15 protein-coding genes and 2 pseudogenes are annotated in these 19,405 nt (G+C 70.2%); 12 read left to right on the forward strand and 5 right to left on the reverse strand.

The window, feature by feature from the left end; genetic code table 11:
- The first annotated feature begins 6 nt into the window (after window positions 1-6).
- From IE217_RS08100 to IE217_RS08120, 5 genes and pseudogenes are all read left to right on the forward strand, one after another.
- Window positions 7-933, forward strand: coding sequence for a PHP domain-containing protein (locus IE217_RS08100; protein WP_190177068.1), 927 nt, complete (start codon window positions 7-9; stop codon window positions 931-933).
- Window positions 930-3,515: a lantibiotic dehydratase gene (locus tag IE217_RS08105; protein WP_190177069.1), complete on the forward strand. Its 2,586-nt coding sequence runs from the start codon at window positions 930-932 to the stop codon at window positions 3,513-3,515. Before IE217_RS08100 ends, IE217_RS08105 begins: the two co-directional genes overlap by 4 nt.
- Window positions 3,512-4,756 carry an MFS transporter gene (locus tag IE217_RS08110; RefSeq protein ID WP_190177070.1) on the forward strand — a complete coding sequence of 415 codons (1,245 nt, stop codon included), beginning with the start codon at window positions 3,512-3,514 and terminating at the stop codon, window positions 4,754-4,756. The genes IE217_RS08105 and IE217_RS08110 overlap by 4 nt, the downstream gene beginning before the upstream one ends.
- Entirely contained in the window at window positions 4,749-5,657 is a 909-nt protein-coding gene (locus IE217_RS08115; protein WP_190177071.1) for a phosphotransferase family protein, read from the forward strand. Before IE217_RS08110 ends, IE217_RS08115 begins: the two co-directional genes overlap by 8 nt.
- A 35-nt stretch (window positions 5,658-5,692) precedes the next feature.
- Window positions 5,693-5,818 (forward strand): annotated as a pseudogene (locus tag IE217_RS08120) (cobalamin adenosyltransferase family protein); the annotation flags it as partial.
- A gap of 59 nt (window positions 5,819-5,877) precedes the next feature.
- On the opposite strand, the gene IE217_RS08125 reads toward IE217_RS08120, so the two are convergent.
- Together IE217_RS08125 and IE217_RS08130 are read right to left on the reverse strand one after the other, a co-directional pair.
- Window positions 5,878-6,588: a hypothetical protein gene (locus IE217_RS08125; protein WP_190177073.1), complete on the reverse strand. Its 711-nt coding sequence runs from the start codon at window positions 6,586-6,588 to the stop codon at window positions 5,878-5,880.
- 395 nt (window positions 6,589-6,983) lie between these two features.
- Window positions 6,984-7,234, reverse strand: a pseudogene (locus IE217_RS08130) (helix-turn-helix domain-containing protein); the annotation flags it as partial.
- A gap of 470 nt (window positions 7,235-7,704) precedes the next feature.
- Here IE217_RS08130 and IE217_RS08135 point away from each other — a divergent pair.
- Complete coding sequence (locus IE217_RS08135; RefSeq protein WP_190177074.1) at window positions 7,705-7,875, forward strand: hydrophobic protein; 171 nt, start codon at window positions 7,705-7,707, stop codon at window positions 7,873-7,875.
- Window positions 7,876-8,448: 573 nt separating this feature from the next.
- Entirely contained in the window at window positions 8,449-10,608 is a 2,160-nt protein-coding gene (locus IE217_RS08140; protein WP_190177075.1) for an AMP-binding protein, read from the forward strand.
- Here the strand turns inward: IE217_RS08140 and IE217_RS35200 are convergent.
- A complete protein-coding gene (locus IE217_RS35200) occupies window positions 10,503-12,305 on the reverse strand; it encodes a GNAT family N-acetyltransferase (protein ID WP_308432696.1) in 1,803 nt (600 codons plus the stop codon). The genes IE217_RS08140 and IE217_RS35200 overlap by 106 nt on opposite strands.
- Window positions 12,306-12,558: 253 nt before the next feature.
- Here IE217_RS35200 and IE217_RS08150 point away from each other — a divergent pair, with 253 nt between their 5' ends.
- Window positions 12,559-12,999, forward strand: a complete 441-nt coding sequence (locus IE217_RS08150) for a DUF3761 domain-containing protein (RefSeq protein ID WP_190177076.1) — start codon at window positions 12,559-12,561, stop codon at window positions 12,997-12,999.
- A 532-nt stretch (window positions 13,000-13,531) separates the two neighbouring features.
- Window positions 13,532-15,097, forward strand: a complete 1,566-nt coding sequence (locus IE217_RS08155) for a TerD family protein (protein ID WP_229865108.1) — start codon at window positions 13,532-13,534, stop codon at window positions 15,095-15,097.
- A gap of 199 nt (window positions 15,098-15,296) precedes the next feature.
- Here the strand turns inward: IE217_RS08155 and IE217_RS08160 are convergent, their stop codons facing one another.
- A complete protein-coding gene (locus IE217_RS08160; RefSeq protein ID WP_190177401.1) occupies window positions 15,297-15,752 on the reverse strand; it encodes an Lrp/AsnC family transcriptional regulator in 456 nt (151 codons plus the stop codon).
- A 76-nt stretch (window positions 15,753-15,828) separates the two neighbouring features.
- On the opposite strand from IE217_RS08160, the gene IE217_RS08165 reads away from it, so the two are divergent.
- Complete coding sequence (locus IE217_RS08165; protein ID WP_190177078.1) at window positions 15,829-16,758, forward strand: SMP-30/gluconolactonase/LRE family protein; 930 nt, start codon at window positions 15,829-15,831, stop codon at window positions 16,756-16,758.
- 253 nt (window positions 16,759-17,011) lie between these two features.
- Entirely contained in the window at window positions 17,012-17,770 is a 759-nt protein-coding gene (locus tag IE217_RS08170) for a MerR family transcriptional regulator (RefSeq protein ID WP_190177079.1), read from the forward strand.
- 193 nt (window positions 17,771-17,963) lie between these two features.
- Here the strand turns inward: IE217_RS08170 and IE217_RS08175 are convergent, their stop codons facing one another.
- The gene (locus IE217_RS08175) at window positions 17,964-18,128 is read right to left on the reverse strand and encodes a NucA/NucB deoxyribonuclease domain-containing protein (protein ID WP_190177080.1); all 165 of its coding nucleotides are present in this window, start codon (window positions 18,126-18,128) and stop codon (window positions 17,964-17,966) included.
- 214 nt (window positions 18,129-18,342) lie between these two features.
- On the opposite strand from IE217_RS08175, the gene IE217_RS08180 reads away from it, so the two are divergent.
- Complete coding sequence (locus tag IE217_RS08180) at window positions 18,343-19,050, forward strand: DUF4232 domain-containing protein (protein ID WP_190177081.1); 708 nt, start codon at window positions 18,343-18,345, stop codon at window positions 19,048-19,050.
- Window positions 19,051-19,405 lie beyond the last annotated feature (355 nt).

A 19,405-nucleotide genomic window follows, 5' to 3' on the forward strand; every position in this document is an offset into this window, starting at 1 on the left:
CGGGGGGTGTCCGCCACTCTCGCCGGCCCAGTCGACCTGCACCTGCACACCCGGCACTCCGACGGGGACGACGCCCCGGCCGAGCTGGCACGGCGCTGTGTCGACGCGGCGCTGCGCGTGGCCGCCGTGACCGACCACAACACCGTGGCCGGCATCGCCGCGTTCGAGCAGGCCATCGGCGGACGCCTCACCGTGGTGCCGGCTTGCGAGGTCACCGCCACCTGGCGTGGCGAGGAAGCCCACTGCCTGGCCTACTTCGTCGACCCCCATGACCTGCGGTTCCAGAAACGGATCGGTGGCATCCACGACGCCGAACTGGCGTGGTGGCGCGCCTGGACCAACCGCGCGCAGGCCATAGAAGTGCCACTCACCTGGGACGATGTGGTGCGACGCCTCGGCGGCCACCGTGTGGCCTACGTCGGCGACTATCTCGCCCTGCTGCTGGAGGCGGCACACGGCGACCCGAGGTTCGCCGGCTACACGGCAGAGGCGTACGGCCCACTCGTGGCTGACTGGTGCCGTCCCGGCCGGCCGCTCCATGTGGAGCATCCTGAGAATCCCGACGTGGTCGACGTCCTGTCATGGATCGAGGAGGCGGGCGGGGTCGCCGTCCTGGCCCACCCGGGTCAGTTCGTGAGGGCCCTGGACGTTTCCGAGTGCGTGGCGCTGCTGGAGCCCTTGCGGGAAGCCGGACTGGCCGGGCTCGAAGTGTGGACGAGCTGGCACACGCCGGCTGACAGCCGCCACCTCGCCGATGTGTGCGACCGGCTCGGCCTCGTCGCGACCGCCGGGTCCGACTACCACGGGGTGCGGGTCAAACCCTGGGCGTCGCGGCCCGGCCTGCTACCCGAGCTCCCCGCGGATCCCCTGGCCGTCATCGACGCGCTGCACGACCGTCGTCCCGTCCGCACGAGCACCGAGGCAGGGCTGTGACCAGCGTCAACGACTCCCAGACCACCACGAGCACCGTCCCGGGCGGAGCGTGGAGACTTGTACCGATCGTCGTGCTCCGGCAGGCCGGCTTTCCGATGGAGGCGCTCGACCCCCTCGTGGACACCGCCGCCGTCGATGAGGCCCACGCTCTCCTGGAGAGCAGGAGCCGGCTGACTTCGCTGGCGAGGGACCTCAAGCCGGTGCTGCGGCAGCACCAGCTCCCCGGTTGCCCGCAGTCGGCGTCGCGGGTAGGCCAGCTACGGCCGCTACCCGGCCGTGAACTGCGGCGTGCCACCGCAGCACTGCCCGACGAGGCGGCGCGCACCCTGCACACCTACCAAGTGTCCGCACAGGAGTTCGCCAGGGAACAGGAGGCCTTCACCGCCCGGCACCGCACCCGGCTGGAGCACGCGAGAACCGCCGTGGCCGAGGCGTTCGGCGACGAGCGCCTGCGGCAAGTGCTGCTGCTGTCGAACGACGCCGCGTATCCGGAGTTCGCCGCATGGCTCGACACCTTCCAGGGGGACATGGGCCGGCACACCCGGAGGATGACCGACCTGCTCACGATGTACCTCCAGCGGGTGACGACGAAGAACGAGACCCACTCCCACTTCGGACCGTTCACCGTGGGCCGGGTCGGTGCCGTGCCGGGCATCACATGGACCTCGGAGCGGGAGATGGAGCGCCGGACGCTCTTCAGCCACTGGGCCGCGGAGAAGGTCGCCCAGAGCGCCGCGGCGGTCCCCGGCCTGTTCGACTTCGTACGTCCTCGCAGGCGCCCGCTGTCCTTCCTGCGCGACGGCCGTATCGACCTCTACGCGTTCACCACTCGGGACGGGCTGGACACCGACTGGAACTTCCAGCACCTCGGAGGCAAGGAGGTGGCAGCGCACGAGGAATGGCTGTGGCAGCGCTGCGACGGCGAGCGAACGCTGCGGGAGTTGCGCTCGGAGTGGGACACCGAGTTCGGTTCCCACTCCCCCGTCCCCTTCGACCAGGTGCTGAAGGAGCTGGTCGCGCGTGAATGGGTGGTCGCCGAGTTCGAGATCCCCGTGGGGGACCACGAGCCCCTGGCCGCCCTGCGCCGCCAACTGGACTCCGCTCCACCGGAGCAGGCCGGGCCGATTCTCTCGGCCATCGGTCACTTCGAGGAGGACCTGGCCCGCTTCGCGAAGCTGCCCCCTGCCGAGCGCCCGGCCGCGCTGGCCGCCACCAAGTCCAGGTTCGAGAAGCTGACGGGAACCGCCGCGAACCGCAACAGCGGCCTGCACTACGCCGACCGGAGCATCCTGTTCGAGGAGGCCCACGGCGAGCCGGCCGGCCTGACCATCGGCCCGGACATCGCCCGCTTCATCACGGACGAACTGTCGATCGTGTACGAGACCGTGCTCGCGCGTCCTCGGCTGCGCATGCGGCGTGAGCTCGCCATTCTCACGCGGTGGGTGGCGGAGCGCTTCGGCGCCGATGTCGAGGTCCCCCTGGACCGCCTCTACTCGGAGTTCTTCCGGGACCGGCACGCCCTCGAGGAGCAGTGCGCCGCCGTCGAGGCCGAGCTGGCGGCGCTCGACCGGGTGATCACCGACGCCCTGCTGGGAGAGGGGGATGTGGACCGGCCGGAGGTCGTCGTGGAGCGGAACCGGATGGAGGCGATCCTCGCCGCCCATCCCCGTACGCCTGCGGCTGTCGTCGATCCGGACGTGCTGTTCGCTGCCACGAGCCGTCAGGACCTGCGCGAGGGCCGGTTCACCGCGGTGATCGGAGACTGCCACGCCGTCCGGGAGGTCATCACCCACACCAGCTTCGGCCCCTTGGTCCAGGAACGCGTCCCGGAGCTGCTGCCGGAGGTCTACGAGGGCTACCTGTCCTTGCTGGACGACGGCGAGGTCCTCGCCGACCTGTCGCGGGGCCACCCGGACAAGTCGTCGACGCAGCTCGTCTACCCCTGCTACGACCTGGAGGTCTACGGCCGTTCCGGGCAGTCGCGCGACCGAGTGGTGCAGCCCTCCCGTCTGTACGTCGTGCTGCGTGACGGACGGCTGGAGCTGCGTGCCCACGGTGTCGTGGGAAGGCTGCGCCTCATGGCACCCCCGGCCGGCGGACCGAGCATCCGCCAGGACCCTCTCTCTCCGTTCGCCTTCCCGCGTCACTTCGGCGGGGCGGGGCTGGACGCCCCCGCCCTGGCGCACATTCCCCGTATCCGCTGCGGCCGTGTCGTCCTGCAACGGGAGACCTGGCGGGTCCCCGCCGCTCGCCTGCGTGGTGCGGCCGCCTTCGACGGCCCCACGGGACATACGGGCGGGGAGGAGGCCGCCGAGTTCGTCGCGGCCTGTCGGTTGCGCTCCGAGCTCGGCCTGCCCCGGCACGTCTTCGTCAAGGTTCCCAGCGAGCCGAAGCCGATCTACGTCGACTGGCACGCTCCGCTCCTGGTACGGCAGTTGTGCCGACTGACCGCACGAAAGGACGGCACCCTGGAGATCTCCGAAATGCTGCCCACGCCTGACCAACGCTGGTTGAGCGTGAACGGTCATCGCTACACCAGCGAGCTGCGGTGCGCCGTGTTCTCCTCGGGGGCCCCGAGGTGAGCGCACGCACCGCCTTTCGCTTCAGTTCCGGCTATCACCACGTGATCGGTGCCGCGAGCGCGTCGGCGGTCGGCGACGGCATGCGTTTCGCCGCCCTTCCGCTGCTGTCCGCCGCGCTGCTGCACGACGCGTTCCAGGTGTCCGCGGTCACCGCGGCCACGACCGTGCCCTGGCTGCTGTTCGGTCTGCCGGCGGGAGCGTACGCCGACCGGTTCGAGCGCGGTCGCCTGATGGTCATCGCCGACCTGCTGCGCGCCCTGACGCTGATCGTCACCGTGGTGCTGCTCGCCTGCGACCGGCTGACGTTCTGGCCCCTGCTGATCGCGGCGTTCCTGCTGGGTGTCGGGGAGGTGCTGTTCGACTGCGCCTCCTTCGCGCTGCTGCCGAGCATCGTTGCCAAGGAGAAGCTGGAGGCGGCGAACGGCCGGCTCTTCGCGGCCCAGACCGTGGGCCGCGATCTGCTGGGACATGTGCTCGGCGGTGTGCTCTTCGTGGCAGGCAGGGCGATTCCCCTCCTGCTCGACGCATTCTCCTTCCTGATGTCCGCAGCGTTGCTGACCGGCGTGCGCGGGCCGCAGCCCGAGCGGTCCACGGCCAGGCCGCGGCTCCTGACCGACATCCGCGAGGGCCTGGTCCACGTGCTGCGTGACCCTCTGCTGCGCGCGCTGACTCTCTCCGCGGGCGTCATCAACGCTGTCTACCTCGGACAGATCGCCGTCTTCGTCATCCTGGTGCGCGACGTGCTCGAGCTCCCGGACGCCGCATACGGGGCGCTTCTGGCCGCCGGAGCTGCTGGGGGCGTGGCCGGCAGCATGGCCGCAAGCCGTATGACCGGAGCGATGGGCCGGGTCCCTACCTTGATCGGAAACCTGGCCCTGATGGGTGTGGGAGGTCTGGCGGTAGCGGCGACCGACAGCGTGTACGTGGTCACCGTCGGCTACTGCGCCGCCGGGTTCGGCCTCATGGTCTGGAACGTCGTGGCCGTGTCCCTGCGGCAAGAGCTCATCCCGGATCGCCTTCTCGGCCGGGCGACCGGCGTGTACCGGTTGTTCGCCTGGGGGACGATGCCCCTCGGCGCGCTGATCTTCGGCTGGCTGAGCACGTCGGCGGGACCGCAGACGGCCTTCGCGGTCGGCGGCGCGGTCACACTGGTGATGTGCCTGCCCATCGCTTTCACCCTGCTGAAGGACAGCAGAATCACCGATGACCGCAAGACCCCCGAAGGTGTACATGATGAGTGAGCGATTCGCCGAATTGGACAGCCTGGCCGAACGGTGGGGCCTGAGCGACCTTGAACTGGTCGGTAAGGGCCTGGAGTTCTCCGTCTACAGGGCGCAGGGGCGCGACGGGCAGCCCGTCGCGGTACGGCTCGCCCATCGGCGGTTCGACTCGAACGCCAATGACCCCCATGTCGACACTCGGGCCCTGCTCCTGCAGGAGTACGAGATCGCGAGGCACCTGGCCGCCCATGGCCTGCCCGTCCCCGAGGCGAAGGAACTCGTCCTGGCGGACGAGCCGGCGTCCCCCGACGTACTGCTGTCCGCATATGTCCCCGACGACGGATCGCAACTCGACTCCTTCGCGCTCGGGCAGCTCCTCGCGCGGCTCCATCAGGTGCCGCCGCCGCGTCTGACGCCCGTCGCGTCGGAGGGAGTGCCCACGGCGAGTGCGATCGCCGCACGTATCGGGCGCCGTTGGGCCGAGATCGGCCACCTTGTCGAAGACTGGCCCGAACCGCCGGACGCGTCCCTCGTCACCGGACATCTCACCGGCCTTACCGAGGACAGCCTCCTGCACCTCGATGTCCGCAGCGACAACATCCGACGGCGGCGGGGGCAGACCGTCGCCCTGCTGGATTGGTCGAACGCCCTGCTCGGGTCCCCCTCGGCGGAGTTCGGGCGCTTGGTCGAGTACGCCCGGTATCCGGAGAACCAGCTCGACGTGGAAGCGATCCGCAGCGGATACGCGAGGACGGCAACGGTTCCGCCCGACAGCGATCCGTGCTTGTTGGTGTGCCGACTGGACGCCGCACTGATGCTGGCGCTCGTCTTCCTTTCCGAGGCGCCCGACCCGAGCCGCGGGCCGGCGACAGCCGACCACGCACGAGAACTCGCGCTCAGGGTGACCGCACGTCACGCGTAACCGTTCATTTCACTTCGGACCTCTTCGGAGTAGCCATGGTGAATCTCACCCGTATCTGCACGAAGACGGGAGACGACGGCACGACCGCCCTTGGTGACGTGAGCAGAACGAGCAAGCTGGGCACGAGGCTTGCGGTCTACGCCGACGTGGACGAAGCGAACTGGGCCGCTCCCTGGAACCGTTACGAGCGAGCGACCTCTCGACGATCCAGCGGCAGGGCCTAGCCATGAAGCCAGACCCGCAGCGGACCGATCGCCTCGAAGCCATGGCGGACGGCGGCATCCAGGTCCGCGCCGTGCTCATAGCCGACCACGGGCAGAGTCGGGAACAGGCGGTGCACTGCGTCCAGCACCACCGACCAGGCCCGGTCAGCGCCGCTCTCCACCGCGAAGACATTGGAGATTCCGACCACATGGTCGTTGCGGCTCGCCACCGCCCCAGCGGCCACCAGGCCGTCAGCGGAGTGTCCGACGAGCACGGACGTGGCTGGGTCATCGAGCAATTCAGGCCGGAAGAGGTCCGCGTTGCCGTCCCCGTCGTCCCAGGCAAGGGCCCAGGCCCGCAGCATGTCCGGGCTGCTGACCACATCCCAGGCGAGATCCGGTGAGCTGGTCGGCGCGCTCGCCGGGCGGTGGATCCACTGCGCGTCGAACAGCACCTTGAAGCCGGCCCCCGTCAGATCGAGGTCGGCGAAGCTGTCCTTGACGCAGGCGCCGGGAGCGGCGGTATCGATCCGGTCCACCAGCGCGGCGGCATCGGTCCCCGGCACCAGCGTCACCGCGTCGGGGTAGTACCGCGGCGGCCGGGACGGGAGGGCCCAAGCCTGCATCCCGAACTCGCCCGCCAAACCGTGCGATCGGCACATCGACGCGCACCACTCGGCGTTGTTGCGGGCCGCGGCCCGGATCATGAACTGCTTCTTCTCGGTCACGAGTGCGCATCATGGTCTGGACCGACCCGGTTCGTCGAACAGTTTCCGTCAGCCACAGGACGGAGGCCCCGGACACCCCGTCCAGCTCCTGGGCTATTACGTGACCGCAGCCCTGGGAATTACGTGACCGTCCACAGGCGGGGCGGACCCGGCGCAGGAGCTGGTCGGTGAAGTAGATCAGGGAGCGGTGAGCGAGGGCGGCCGCGTGCTGATGCAGCCGGTTCACCAGCGTCCCGTACCTGTGAAGGACGGACGCCGGGCCCACCGGTGTCCGTCACACGGCAGCGGTGGGCGCCGCGGCGGTCGCCTCGTTTCAAGGCCGGCAGCGGAGACCAAAGCGCGGGCCTGGCGTGCGGGACGGATGCGGTTCATGCCGACCGCGGCACGGACCCGGCCTTGCGCGCCGTACGGAGCGACTCGATACGGCTGACTGCCTCAGCGGGCGCGGCAGTGGGCCGGCGATTCGGTGCACTGGATCGGTCTTCGAGACCGAACTCACCAAACTGCCGATACCGGTTGACCCACTTGCTGGCACGTGTACGGGAGTTGCCATCTCGGCGGCGATGTGAACGATCGGGCGGTGTTGGCAGCGCTGGACGAGCCGTCGGCGTCCCTCCAAGGACAGTGGAGCGTTGCGATGGGTCACGGGAGTCTTTCTCGTGGGCGGGCGTGATGCGGTGTGGCGGTCATGACTGCTCAGTGGCGCGAGCCGGCTCGGTGGGATGCGAGCGCGTGCTCGGTCTCGCGGGCATGGCCCGCGGCGTGGGCCGAGCGACCATTGATCAGCTTCTCGTTGCCCGTAGCGCGTCCTGCTGCCCGGGCTCCTTACCCGACGGACTGCTCGGCCTTGGCCCTGGCCTTCTCGCTGGCGGACGTGCTGCTCGTTCTCCTCGGTCCGACTCGAGGTGCCGGCTGTGCGCATGACCCCTCATCGCGCCGACCCAAGCCATGACCAGACATTGAGTGATCGTCAGCGCGTGGCTGCGGCGCATCGGATGCCGGCGACGGGGAAGCATGAACGGCACACACCTACCCTCCACGCCCTCGAAGAAACTTCTCTTTTATGGGCTTGTAGGGAGAATGTAAGGGCATCCGGTGGTCAGGAGGTTGATAACGATGGTTCCCCTGCTTCTGGTTCTTCTTCTGGCTCTGATCCTCTTCGGTGCGGGCTTCGCGCTGAAGGCGCTGTGGTGGATCGCGGTGGTCGTGCTGATCGTGTGGCTACTGGGCTTCGTCGTCCGGTCCGCGGACGGCGCAGGTGGCAAGGGCCGCTGGTACCGCTGGTAGACACAGATCCTCAGCGTGAGGAACGCTACCTGTAGCGGAGATTGACGTGGGGCCCGGCCGGTAGGCCGGGCCCCACGTCGTGCAAGAGGCTCATCCCGCCCAGGCGGAGGGGAGAGATCAGGCATACCGGGCGTGTCAGGGGGTACGTGTACTGCGCATCGGCCCCGCAGAAGCAGCAGTGGAACTCTGCGCCTCCTGAATTCTGCGGGGCTGCTGCACGCTCCCGGCCTTTGAGCACCCGGCACGCGGCGCACACAAACCTATCCATCGCCATGAGCGCCCGACGCAGTCACCTGATGCAGTGCGAGGCCACCGCGGCCACCGCGGGCTTTTTGTGGTGCGTCCAGCCGCACACCCCGGTGGCGTGGTGTACACAGTAGCTCTTCGGTCCGCTGCCTGTCGTAGCCGGTGCTGACCCCGGCATCGCCAAGCTCCGTTCAAAGGTCAGCTCGAAGCGCGCTGCCGGTATTCACTGTCCGATTCAGGATGCGATGATGTCGTGAAGGTCAAGTACGGGGAATGCACGGGTTTCTAATGTGACATCAGTACTTGCGAGCTGGGGGGCGTCCGTTCATGGCAGATCGACTGGATCGCGTGTCGACGTGGGCGGGCGAGGGCGTGCACGCGCTCGTCGAAGGGCACGCCAGGACAAGGCCGGACGCGGCGGCCGTCATCTGCGGCCACCGCACCGTCACTTACCGGGCGTTGAACGAGGAGGCCGACAAGGTCGCGGCCCGGCTGACCCGCGTCGGCCTCCCGCCAGAGGCAGTTGTCGCCGTGCTCCTGGACCGGGGGACCTCCGTTCCCGCAGCCGTCCTCGGCGTACTGAAAGCGGGAGCCGCGTACCTGGCCCTGGAGCCGACCGCGCCCGCGGCCACGCTGCGCCGCCTTCTCGCGGACGCGGACCCCATCGCCGTGGTGACCTCCGAGCGCCACCTCGTCACGCTGGAGGGGGCGGGCGCCCACGCCAGGACGGTCCTGCTCGACGAGCCCGGCGAAGAGCGTCCCGAGCCCGGTGTCGGCGGCCCCGAGGACCTGGCCGCCACCGCACCACGCGCCGTCAGCGCCACCACCCCTGCCTGCCTCCTCTACACCGCGGCCAGCGGCGGCGACGCCGCCCCACGCCGCGGCGTGGTCGTCGACCACGCCGCACTCCTGGACGCCTACCACGACTGGCAGTGGCTGTACGAGCTGACCCCGCAGGACCGCCACCTGCAAAGCGCCGCCGTGGACTTCGCCGGGTTCACCGCCGACTGGATCCGGGCGCTGGGCTCCGGCGGCACGCTGGTCATGGCGGAGCACGCGGACGCCCAGGATCCCCGGAACGCGAGCCGGCTTCACCGGCTGATCACGCAGGAGCGGATCACCGTCCTGCAGTGCGACACCGGGACGGCCCGGGACCTGACCGAGCACCTGCGCGCCGAGGAAGTGGATCTAGCCGCTGTGCGCCTGATGTCCATCGCTGGCGACGTCTGGTACCTCGACGAGCAGTACGACCTGCGTCTGCTCGCCGGCCCGCACGTGCGGCTGCTCAACACCTACGGCCTCACCGAGGCGATCGGCGACGGCGCCAACCACGAGGTGCCCGCCCGGCCCACACCGGCGCGCGAGGCGTGGTTCACCGCGCCGATCGGCGCGCCCCTGCCGGGCGTCAGTCTCGCCGTCACCGGGGCCGGGGGCGCGTCGCTTCCGCCCGGGCTGGTGGGTGAGATCACCGTCGGCGGGCGGAACACCGCGTCCCGCCGCCTGCACGGCGAACCGCTCGGCTCCCGGCAGGGCACGGACGACCTGGGGATGCTCCGGGCGGACGGCTCACTGGTGTTCGTCGGTCGCCGGGGCGCATACAGCGAGGTCGAGGCGGTGCTGCGGGGCCACGCTCAGGTCCGGCACTGCCTGGTGAGCGAGGTGGCCGAGGACGACGGTCGGTGGGGGGAACTGGTCGCCTACGTGGTGCCCGTGGGCGACACGCAGGTCGAAACCACTGAGGTGCAGGCCTACCTGCAAGGACTCGTTGCGCCGGAGCAGATCCCGCACCGCGTGGTGTGCGTCCCGGCTCTGCCGCGTACCCGTTCGGGACGGACGGACCGCGGGGCGACGCCGCGCCCCGCCCGGCCCGGCACCGGCCGTCCCCGCAGCAGCAAGATCCCCCGCCCTCGCGCGGGGCAGGTGCGGCGCTTCCCGGCCACGCGCTCATCCGGTGGCTGGTTCCTGCTGGCCGCGTTTGTCGGGTCCCTGTTTGCGCTGACCACCACCCAGGCGCTGTGGCCGGGGTCGACCGACCTGTCCGGGGTGCCCGGTCCCTGGTCGCTGTTCTTCGCCGTGCTGTATCTCTTCGAGGACGTGGCCTTCGGCCTGGGCCTCGGCTTCCTCGTCATCGGACGCCGGGCGCTGCGACGACGAGGACTTGAGGGGCCGTCCGCGTGGATCCTTCAGCTGTCGGTCGTCTGGCTGCTGGCCTCCTGGTGGCCGCAGGACAACCTCTACCGGCTGGCGGCGAAGAACGACTGGCCCCGGCAGGCCGCGCTGGTGTACCTGTTCAACGTCCCGCTGATGATCGCGGGTGCCGTCGTGATCGTCTTCATCGCCTCACTGCCGGCCCGCACGCGCCGGGCGCGCGCTCAGCTCGCTCAACCCGAGAACGCGTCGGCCAGTGCCGAGCTGGAGCGCACCAGCAGCGCCTCGGCCGCGTCGAGCGCGTCGCCGGAGCGGGCGGCCAGGGCCACCCCGAGGTAGGGCCGGTCGTTTCCGGCGGCGGTGGGGATGGTCGGAAGCAGGGTCACGCCCAGGTCTTCGCAGGTTTGCTCCAGACGGTCCAGGTGCGTGCGCAGCGCCGCCTCGGGCAGCCGGGCTCCGAGCGGTACGCAGTCCAGTGTGCGGACCAGGTGACGACCGCCGTGCAGCCGGTCCATCCGGGCCTGCACCGTGAACGCCACCGCCGGGCCGGTCAGTCGGAGATTGATCTCGGTCGGGGCCACGCGGCCGTCCGGGCCGGCGACGAAGTCCACGTCGTACCAGCCCCGGTAACCCTCCGCCGCCAGAGCCCGGCCGACCGCCGCGCCGAACGCGGTAACCGGCTGCGCCAAGCCGTCCGGCACCGCGCCGGGGCCAACGGTGACGCCTTGATAGCCCGTCCCCACGATCTCCATCGCGCCCACGCCGACGGGGTGCACGCTGCCGTCGTCGGCCACGACGGCGTCAAAGGTGGGGGCGCGGAACGGCCCGCTGTTGGCCACGTGGTCCTCCAGCAGCCTCGCCTGCGGCGGCAGTCCGCGCACCATCCGGCGGGCCGCGCCCGGCCGCCGCAGCTGTCGAGGCGTCAGGATCCAGGTGGTGGAGCCCCCCACGCCGTGCTCCGCCTTGACCACGGATATCAAGCCCGCCGAGGCTCGCGCGGACAGCGCCCGCACAAGCTCGCGGCCGGAGCCGAAGCGTCGCTGCGCGGGCACCACCACGTCCGGGTGCCCGTCCGCGGCAAGCCGCAGGAACAACGCGTGCGCCGTCGCCTTCGACTCGTAGGCGCGGGCCACCCGCAGAGCCCGCCCTCCAGCGCCACCGCCCGCGCCTGGGCCTGGGCCTGGGCCTGGGCCTACGCCGGCCATTATCTGCTCGGCCTGCGCGGTGCGGCCCCAGGCGAGCACGGGGAGGCCGCTCGCGCGGATGCGCTCCAGCAGCGCCTCGCGGGCCGAGACGGCCTCGCACAGGCCGCCCGGGCCCGGCTCGACCGCGTGGACCTCGACCTGCCCCCAGGCGAGCCGCTCCGCCAGACCGCGCACCCACCAGTGCCCGACCCGCTGCGGCAGCACCACCATGGCCGGTCGCGGCCCAGCGAAGACCGCCATGCACGCGTAATGGTCGGCCTCTGCGCGGACAGGCGCCGCCACGGCGTCGAACTGCCTGTGGAACTCGGCCACATTGCCCAGGTGCACCGCGCGCCCGCCGTCCCTGCCGCCGGTCCATGCCGCCACCCAGCCCGGCTCCGGCCTGCGCGGAAACGCCATCATCGGCACCAGGCCCGGCTCGGATGACGCGCCGCCGCGCTGCGCCCCCATCCGCCGGTAGAAGCCCTCGGCGTGCGGGTCCGCGTCGATCAGCACCCGCTCGAAGCCCAACCGGGCTGCCTCCTCCAGCACATGGCGGTAGAGGCGGGTTCCGTGCCCGCGCCCGATCGCCGACGGTTCGACGAAGAGCAGTCCGAGGCGGCCGTGCGGACCGCTTCCCTCCAGGGTGGCGAACCCGAGCAGCCGTCCGTCCTGCTCGGCGACGGTCACGCGTCGCTGTCCCATCTCGTCGGCGGTGACCTCCAGTTGCGTGCGACCAGCGGCCAGAGCGGAATCGGGGTAGCCCCAGTGCGCCTTGGACCGCAGCGCAAGCGCGTTCAACTCGCCCGCCTCGTCCGGTCGTCCGGCCCGCAGCCGCGCTCCCGCCGTCATCATGCCCCCTCAGCCCACGATCACCGCCCGCTGTTCGACCCTACGGCCGGCCAGGTGACCACCACCAACGCGGCGACGCGGTGGCCAGCCCGTAGCCGCGCTTGCCGGGTACGGGGGTTGCGCGGGTTCTGGGGAGGGTTTGTAAAGTGCTCAACTGCCCCGAGGCGTGCGTCCGGGTGTCCGTCGTAGGGGATATCGCGTGAGCCAGTACCAGCCCGGGCCGTGGGCCGTCCGTCCGCCTGAGCCTGTCCGCATGCCTGATATCCGTCCGCTGCACAAGCGCAAGCGCGTGTGGGTCGGGGGTTTTGCGCTGCTCGCGGTCGGTGCCGCGTTCGGTGGTGGCAATTCCAGTGCGGCCAGTCCTGCTCCGCGCCCCGCTGTCACCGTCACCGCGACCGCCACGAAGACAGCCACGCCGGCCCCAACGGTCACCGTGACGAACTCGGCAGCTCCGGCACCGGCGGTCACCGTGACCAAGACGGCCAGGCCCGCGTCGGCGGCCACCCACGAGTCAAGTTCCGGTTCCTCGGGGAGCAGCGGCGGTGGTTCGTCGTCGGGCGGCTCGTCGAGCTCCGGCGGCACGTCTGACGCGGCCGGGGCCACCGCCTTGTGCAATGACGGCACCTACAGCTACGCCGCTCATCACCAGGGAGCCTGTTCCCATCACGGCGGTGTCGCCGTCTTCTACAGGTAGCAGGCTCCGCGGCCCGGCCGTCGAGCCGCAGCGCTGCGATTGCGGCTGCGGTTGCGGTCGGGGGAGATGGGGCAGCACCGGGGCAAGCGCGTCGGCTCGCCAGTTCTCACGGGTGGTTCGGACCAGAGCGCGGCCAGGTCGTGCTCTGCGGCCGGAGTGCGAGGTGGCCGCGGAGCAGTCGTCGTCGAGAACAACGGGCCTGCGTGTAGAGGGAGAACGGAGAGGAACCATGGCTTTCGGCTTTCGTGTGGGTGTGCCGGGGATGAGCGTGCGGGTCTCGACCCGGGGTGTGCGCACTTCCTTGGGGCCCCGCGCGGCGCGCATCAGCATGGGCAGCGGCGGCACGCGGATCTCTTCCGGAGTGGGTCCGTTGTACGCCTCCAGTTCCCTGGGCGGAGGACGCCGCCGTACCAGCACGAGCCGTGCGACCCGGTCGCGGGCCGTCGCCCCATCAGCAGCGCAGCTGGAGCGTGCTCGACGGCAGGCCGCGCGGGCCCAGCAAGAGGCGGAACGTGATGCGGCGATCGCCCAGTTGACGGAGCTGCGGCGGCAGACGACCAGTGTCCACCTGCAGTCCTTCACTCCGGCCCGGCCGCCGGTGGTGCCAGGACCCCAGCAGTTGAGCCTGGCCTGGGCCCTGGCGGAGGCCCAGGCCCACCACCTGGCGGGGCTGGGGGTCTTCGCCCGCGCCGCGCGGGCGGCGGCCAAGCGGAGGGCCGAGGAGGACGCTCCCGCCTACCTGACCGCCGAGCAGACCCGTCTGCAGGCCGTCCACAGCCGGCTGACCACCGAGGCCGGTCAGTGGTGGCAGGCGCTGCTCGCCAACGACGAGGAGGCTGTGTGCGAGGCGGTGAATTACGCCTTCTCCGACAACCCCGCCGCAGGCTGCGCGGTGGGAGTCGACGGGCCGGTGCTGTCCGTGGTGATGCGGCAGCAGGACATCGACTCGCTGCCCGATCAGACGCCTGGAGTCACCCCCAGCGGGCGCCCCACTCTCAAGACCCTGAGCAAGCGGGACCGCACCTTGTGGTGGTTCACGTCCATGGGGTCGAACGTCGTTGCCACGCTCAAAGAGGCGTTCGCCGTCGCGCCCGGGATCAGCGCCATCGACCTGGCAGTGCTCACGCGCCTGCCGGACACCCAGCGTCTGGGGTGCGTGGCCTACGGCCGCTGGACGCGCCAGGCCATCGAAGCGGGTCCGTGGCGGGAGACGACCGACGCGCTGCGGTTCCTCGACATCGGCCAGGATGTCGCCTGCTCGGTCACCACCACCGCTTCCGGGAACCTCTCCAGCGCCATCAAGCCCCTGGACATCAGCCGGCTGCCCGGCTTGCGAAGCCTCCTCGACCACGCCCAGGACGACACCGGATCCGGCGATGGGACCCTGGCCGGCCTCGACGGGGACCTGCGCGCCAACACCCCTGACGCCCCCTCCGCTCCCCTGCCGGATCCCTACCGGATCCGCCCCTTCGCTGAGTGGAAGACCCAGACCGCTCCTCCGACGCCGCCTGCTCCCGCGGCACCGGCCCCCACTCCCACGCTGCCGAGCCACTCCCCTGCGACCGCACTCATGCCGGGACAGAACCTGGTGCTGCCCGAGGCTGCCTGGCAAGAGCTGCGCATCGCCTTCAGCTTCGCCGGTGCCGACGCCGACCTGACCCTCTTCCTGACGGACACCAGCGGCCAGGTCACTTGCGACAAGGACTTCGTCTTCTACAACCAGCCCTTCGCCGCCCACGGCGCGGCCCGCCTGCTGGGCAAGCAGGCCGATGGCCCGCACACCGTCGAACGCGCAGCCCTCCACCTCGCCGCCCTGCCCGCCCACATCCAGCGCGTCACGATCGCCATCAACATGGACGTCGACACCGACCTGACTTGTGGCGCCCTCACGCACGCAGCCCTGTACATGGACTGCGTCACCGGAGCCGCCTGGACCTTCCAGCCACCCGCCGACCCCGACATCCGCGCCATGGTCATCGCCGAGTTGTACCGGCACGCCACCAACGGCCAGTTGGTCTGGAAACTCCGCGCCATCGGCCAAGGCTGGGCCGACGGCCTCGACGCACTCGCCCGCGCCCACGGCGTCAACATCACATAGCCAGACGACACGCTGGGCCGCCGCCCTGGCGACTCTGCCGCGCAATTCGGCTGGGTGAGCGTCGCGGTACGGCATGATCGCCTCGCGGTGTCCTCGTCCCGGGCTGCGGCAGGCGGCGGATCAGCCGCAGCAGCGTCGACCTGCTCACCGCGGTCGTCAGGGTGTGGGACAAGCGGGCGCCGACCCGGCCGGCTGGTTACTACAGGGTCGGCGACGGCGGGCGTTCGAAGAAGGTCTCCAGGGAAACGGTCGCCTGCGTGCCGCTCACGCCCTCGATCGCGTACAAGCGCTTCAGCACATCCTGTAGATGTTCGGTGGTGGCGGTGCGCACCTTCACCAGTACCGAGGCGTTCCCCGCGATGACATGGGCCTCCTCGATCTCCGGGATGGCGGCGAAGGCCGGAGCCGAATCCCCCATCCAGGCCGAGGACTCGACCATCACGAAAGCGAGGACGCCGAGCCCCAGCGCCCTGGGGTCCACCTCGACGGTCGTACGCCGGATGATGCCACGCTCACGTAGTTTCCGGACCCGTTCGTGCGTCGCTCCGGGTGACAGTCCGACCGCCCTGCCCAAGGCGGCGTACGGCTGTCCGGCGTCCTGCTGCAGCAGCGCGACCAGCGCGCGGTCGATCCCGTCGAGATGATCCAATGCCATGACACAACCATATCGCTTCCTGTCATACTTAGCCCATGCCGAATTGTATTCGGCATACGATCCGAACGGGAGATCGATGTCCATCGACAAGACAGTGAAGCTGTATGACATTCTGGACGAGCGCTTCCGCACAGGCAGGTGCGCCAATGGTGATCAGCGTCTGGAGAAGCTGCCCGCCGACTGCCGGTGGGCGGAGGGGCCGCTCTACCTGCCTGCCTGGCGTCAGTTGATCTGGAGTGACATACCCAACGACCGCATGCTGCGGTGGGACGAGGTCACCGGCACAGTGGGCGTCTTCCGCTCTCCAGCGGGCCACAGCAACGGCAACACACTGGACCGGGAGGGCCGCCTCATCAGCTGCGAGCAGGGCAATCGCCGGGTGATCCGCACCGAGCACGACGGCTCGATCACCGTTCTGGCCGACCGCTACCAGGGCAAGCGGCTCAACTCCCCCAACGACGCGGTGGTCCACTCCGACGGATCGGTATGGTTCTCCGACCCGGACTTCGGCATCACCAGCGACCACGAGGGCCTCCGCGCCGAGAGTGAGATCGGCGCCTGCGACGTCTACCGCGTCGACCAGAGCAGTGGCGAAGTACGACGTGTCGCGGACGGCTTCAGCGGCCCCAACGGAGTCGTGTTCTCACTCGACGAGCGGCAGCTCTTCGTATCGGACACCCGGGCCCGGCACATCCGCGTCTTCGATGTACGCGAAGGAGGCTTTCTCTCGGAAGGCAGGGTCTTCGCGGAGGCCCCGAGAAGCGGCTTCGACAACATCCGCTTCGATGACCAAGGGCGCCTGTGGGCAGCCGCCCTCGGCGACGGGGTGCATTGCTACGACCCGGACGGCACGCTGATCGGGCGACTACTCGTCCCCGAACCCGTCTCCAACCTCACCTTCGGCGGCCCGAAGAACAACCGCCTCTTCATCACGGCGACGACCACGGTGTACTCCCTGCTCATGTCCGTCACGGGAACTCACCGGGTGGGCCGGGCCCGCTCCTGAGTCACGAAGGGAATCGGGATCGCAGAGAGGGAGCGCCGGTCCGACGGCACCGCGCCCGAACAGGCCTCCACGTGGCTCGACTTCCGCTGCCCGGCGACTGACCTGCGCCGGCCCACGCGCCACAGAGGGCGTGTCGCCGGCGCAGCCGTCCCCGAGAGAGGTCTGGTGACCTCTGCTTGCGCTTTCCGCTGCGTCAACTTCTACGGTCAGCGGTGTGGCCGGAGAGACCGGCCCGGCGATGAAAGGCAGGGTCATGACCTGGCCCATCACGGACGTGGCCCGGATGTCCGGAGTGACGTCCCGGACGCTGCGGCACTATGACGACATAGGGTTGCTGCTTCCCTCCCACACCGGCAGCAACGGCCACCGCCACTACGACGAGGCCGGCCTGCTGCGGCTGCAGCAGATTCTGCTGATGCGGGAACTCGGCCTGGGACTACGTGAGATCGCAGCGGTCCTGGAGCGCCAGGTCGACCAGGTGGCCGCACTGCGAGAACACCACCGAAGACTGCTGGCGGAGCGGGACCGGCTCGACGTCCTGGCCGCCACAGTCGGCCGTACCATCGCCGAACTGGAGAAGAACGAGGACAGCGACATGACGGAGATCAGCAGGCCGGAGAACCTGTTCCAGGGCTTCGACACGGCCCGGTACGAGGCGGCCGCCCACGAGCGGTGGCCCCAGGAGGCAGAGCAGGCCAGGCAGTTCGCCGACACGCTCACCGAGGCCGACGTGACGCGACTGCGGCAGGAGGCCACTGCGGCGATGATACGCATGGCCGAGGCGATGGCAGCCGGCACACCGGTGACCGACCCGGCGGTGCAGAACGAGATCGACGCCCATTATCGCGCCATCTGCCGGATGTGGACCCCGACTGCGGCCGCTTACAAGGCGCTCGGGCAGACCTACGTGGATGATGCGCAGTGGCGCGAGACCTACGACCGGGTCGCCGTCGGGCTCGCCGCGTATCAGCGGGACGCTATGGCCGCTTACGCGGACGCCCGCCTGAGCTGACCGGCCGCCAGGGGTCGTCCGCGCCTACGATCAGCACCGATACTTTCCTCGTCGGGCCAGGTGTCCCAGAAGTCGCCCTGGCCGATGGTGGCGAGGCAGAGGGTGGGATCGTCGGCTCGCAGACTCAGCTCCTCCGCGGGTTCCCATCCGGTGCCGGCTTGTGGAGCCGGGGGGCTGTCGTGGACCTGGATGGTCATGTGCAGCGGGCCGGGCCGGCGCGGAGATGGGTGCCGCCTTCGCAGGTGGAGGCGAAGGGGTACTCGCTGCACGAGGTGCGGCCGGCGCGCTGCATGTCCGGCGGCGCGGTGCGCGGGCACACCGCCTTGCGGCTCGCGTCCGCCTGCTTCTCGTCGATCATCCAGTGCAGCGGCTCGCCGGCTCCAGACGGTGCACTGATGGATATCGGCGTGCCCGCACCCTTGTGCCTTGTTACCGAATGCGGACAGACCCGGGTGAACAACGCCCGCCCGGGCGTCATCTCACGGGGTGCAGTGAAACAGCCGATGCGGCCGGCCGCCCTGCGGGAGCAGGGCAAGGTGCCGCGTCCGACAGACCATGGGGGAACTTTCATCATGACCACGCATCGCGCCCGCCGTACCGCCCGTTCCGCCGCCCTGGCCGCCGTCACCGCCGCGCTGGCGCTGGGCCTGACCGCCTGCGGCACCGGCGAGAGCCCGAAGGCGGCGGGCGGCGACCACGCCGCCGGTACCGCGCAGAGCCGGTCCGGGTCCGACAAGAACGGCAAGGGCAGCGCGGAGCAGGCCGACAGCGGCGCCACGACCACGCAGGGGGCTCACCCGACGACCCTCTCCGGCGGGACGGACCAGGTCGCGAGCAAGGGCACAACGGCCGGCGTCCCGCAGTGCCGCGGAGACGAGATGCTGGTCACCGCGGTGCACCGGTTCGCCGGTCAACAGGGCGACCACCTGCTGATCACCGCAGTGAACGAGGGCACCAAGCCCTGCTGGGTCACCTCGTACCCGGCCGTGGTGCTCGACTGGAACGGCCACAACGTCGCACTGCCGCACTCCAAGAAGGACAACCCGGGCGGCGACAAGCACATCACGCTCCGGCCCGGCAACAAGGCATACAGCGCGGTGAACCTCTTCGACTACGGCTCGAAGAACCACACCGCGAACTCGCTCGCCATCGCACTGCGCGATGCCAACGGCCACCACGGCCCCTTCTACTCCGTCGTCATGAAGGGACAGAAGCCGCAGTTCAGCTGGAACGAGGCCGACGTGCTGAACTGGAACACCAAGAAGCCGTACGACTTCTGAGGACCCGTCGGCCAGGCCCATCGCCCGCTCGCACAAGAGCGGCGGACAGCGACTCGAGTCCGCACCACCTCAGCCTCCAGGAATGCCGGATCTTCGGTACGGATGGCACAAGGGCGCCGGTGTCAACCATCGTGCTTCGGCTCGTTGTTGAGCCGAAGCACGGTAGTCGTCACTAGCGACGGGACGGGTGGGGAAGCTGTTGTCGGCCTCGGGTGCCTTTCGGGTGGCTCCCCTGCAGGGTGGAATGACGCTGCCGTTCCTGCGGCGGATCGCGAATAGGTACGGCCTGACGGTGCGGAGTGTGCCGTCGTCGGATACCGACGTGGCCGGCCGGTAACGCGCCGCCGGCGCTCCC

The sequence above is a fragment of the Streptomyces naganishii JCM 4654 genome (assembly GCF_014650575.1).
Classification (GTDB): Bacteria; Actinomycetota; Actinomycetes; order Streptomycetales; family Streptomycetaceae; genus Streptomyces; species Streptomyces naganishii.

Bases quoted from the DNA above. Each gene is read 5' to 3' on its own strand.
- IE217_RS35200 (WP_308432696.1), bottom strand. From the start codon at position 12,305: ATGACGGCGGGAGCGCGGCTGCGGGCCGGACGACCGGACGAGGCGGGC.
- IE217_RS08115 (WP_190177071.1), top strand. From the start codon at position 4,749: ATGAGTGAGCGATTCGCCGAATTGGACAGCCTGGCCGAACGGTGGGGC.
- IE217_RS08175 (WP_190177080.1), bottom strand. From the start codon at position 18,128: ATGATCGACGAGAAGCAGGCGGACGCGAGCCGCAAGGCGGTGTGCCCG.
- IE217_RS08170 (WP_190177079.1), top strand. From the start codon at position 17,012: ATGACCTGGCCCATCACGGACGTGGCCCGGATGTCCGGAGTGACGTCC.
- IE217_RS08180 (WP_190177081.1), top strand. From the start codon at position 18,343: ATGACCACGCATCGCGCCCGCCGTACCGCCCGTTCCGCCGCCCTGGCC.
- IE217_RS08160 (WP_190177401.1), bottom strand. From the start codon at position 15,752: ATGGCATTGGATCATCTCGACGGGATCGACCGCGCGCTGGTCGCGCTG.
- IE217_RS08150 (WP_190177076.1), top strand. From the start codon at position 12,559: ATGCCTGATATCCGTCCGCTGCACAAGCGCAAGCGCGTGTGGGTCGGG.
- IE217_RS08135 (WP_190177074.1), top strand. From the start codon at position 7,705: ATGGTTCCCCTGCTTCTGGTTCTTCTTCTGGCTCTGATCCTCTTCGGT.
- IE217_RS08165 (WP_190177078.1), top strand. From the start codon at position 15,829: ATGTCCATCGACAAGACAGTGAAGCTGTATGACATTCTGGACGAGCGC.
- IE217_RS08140 (WP_190177075.1), top strand. From the start codon at position 8,449: ATGGCAGATCGACTGGATCGCGTGTCGACGTGGGCGGGCGAGGGCGTG.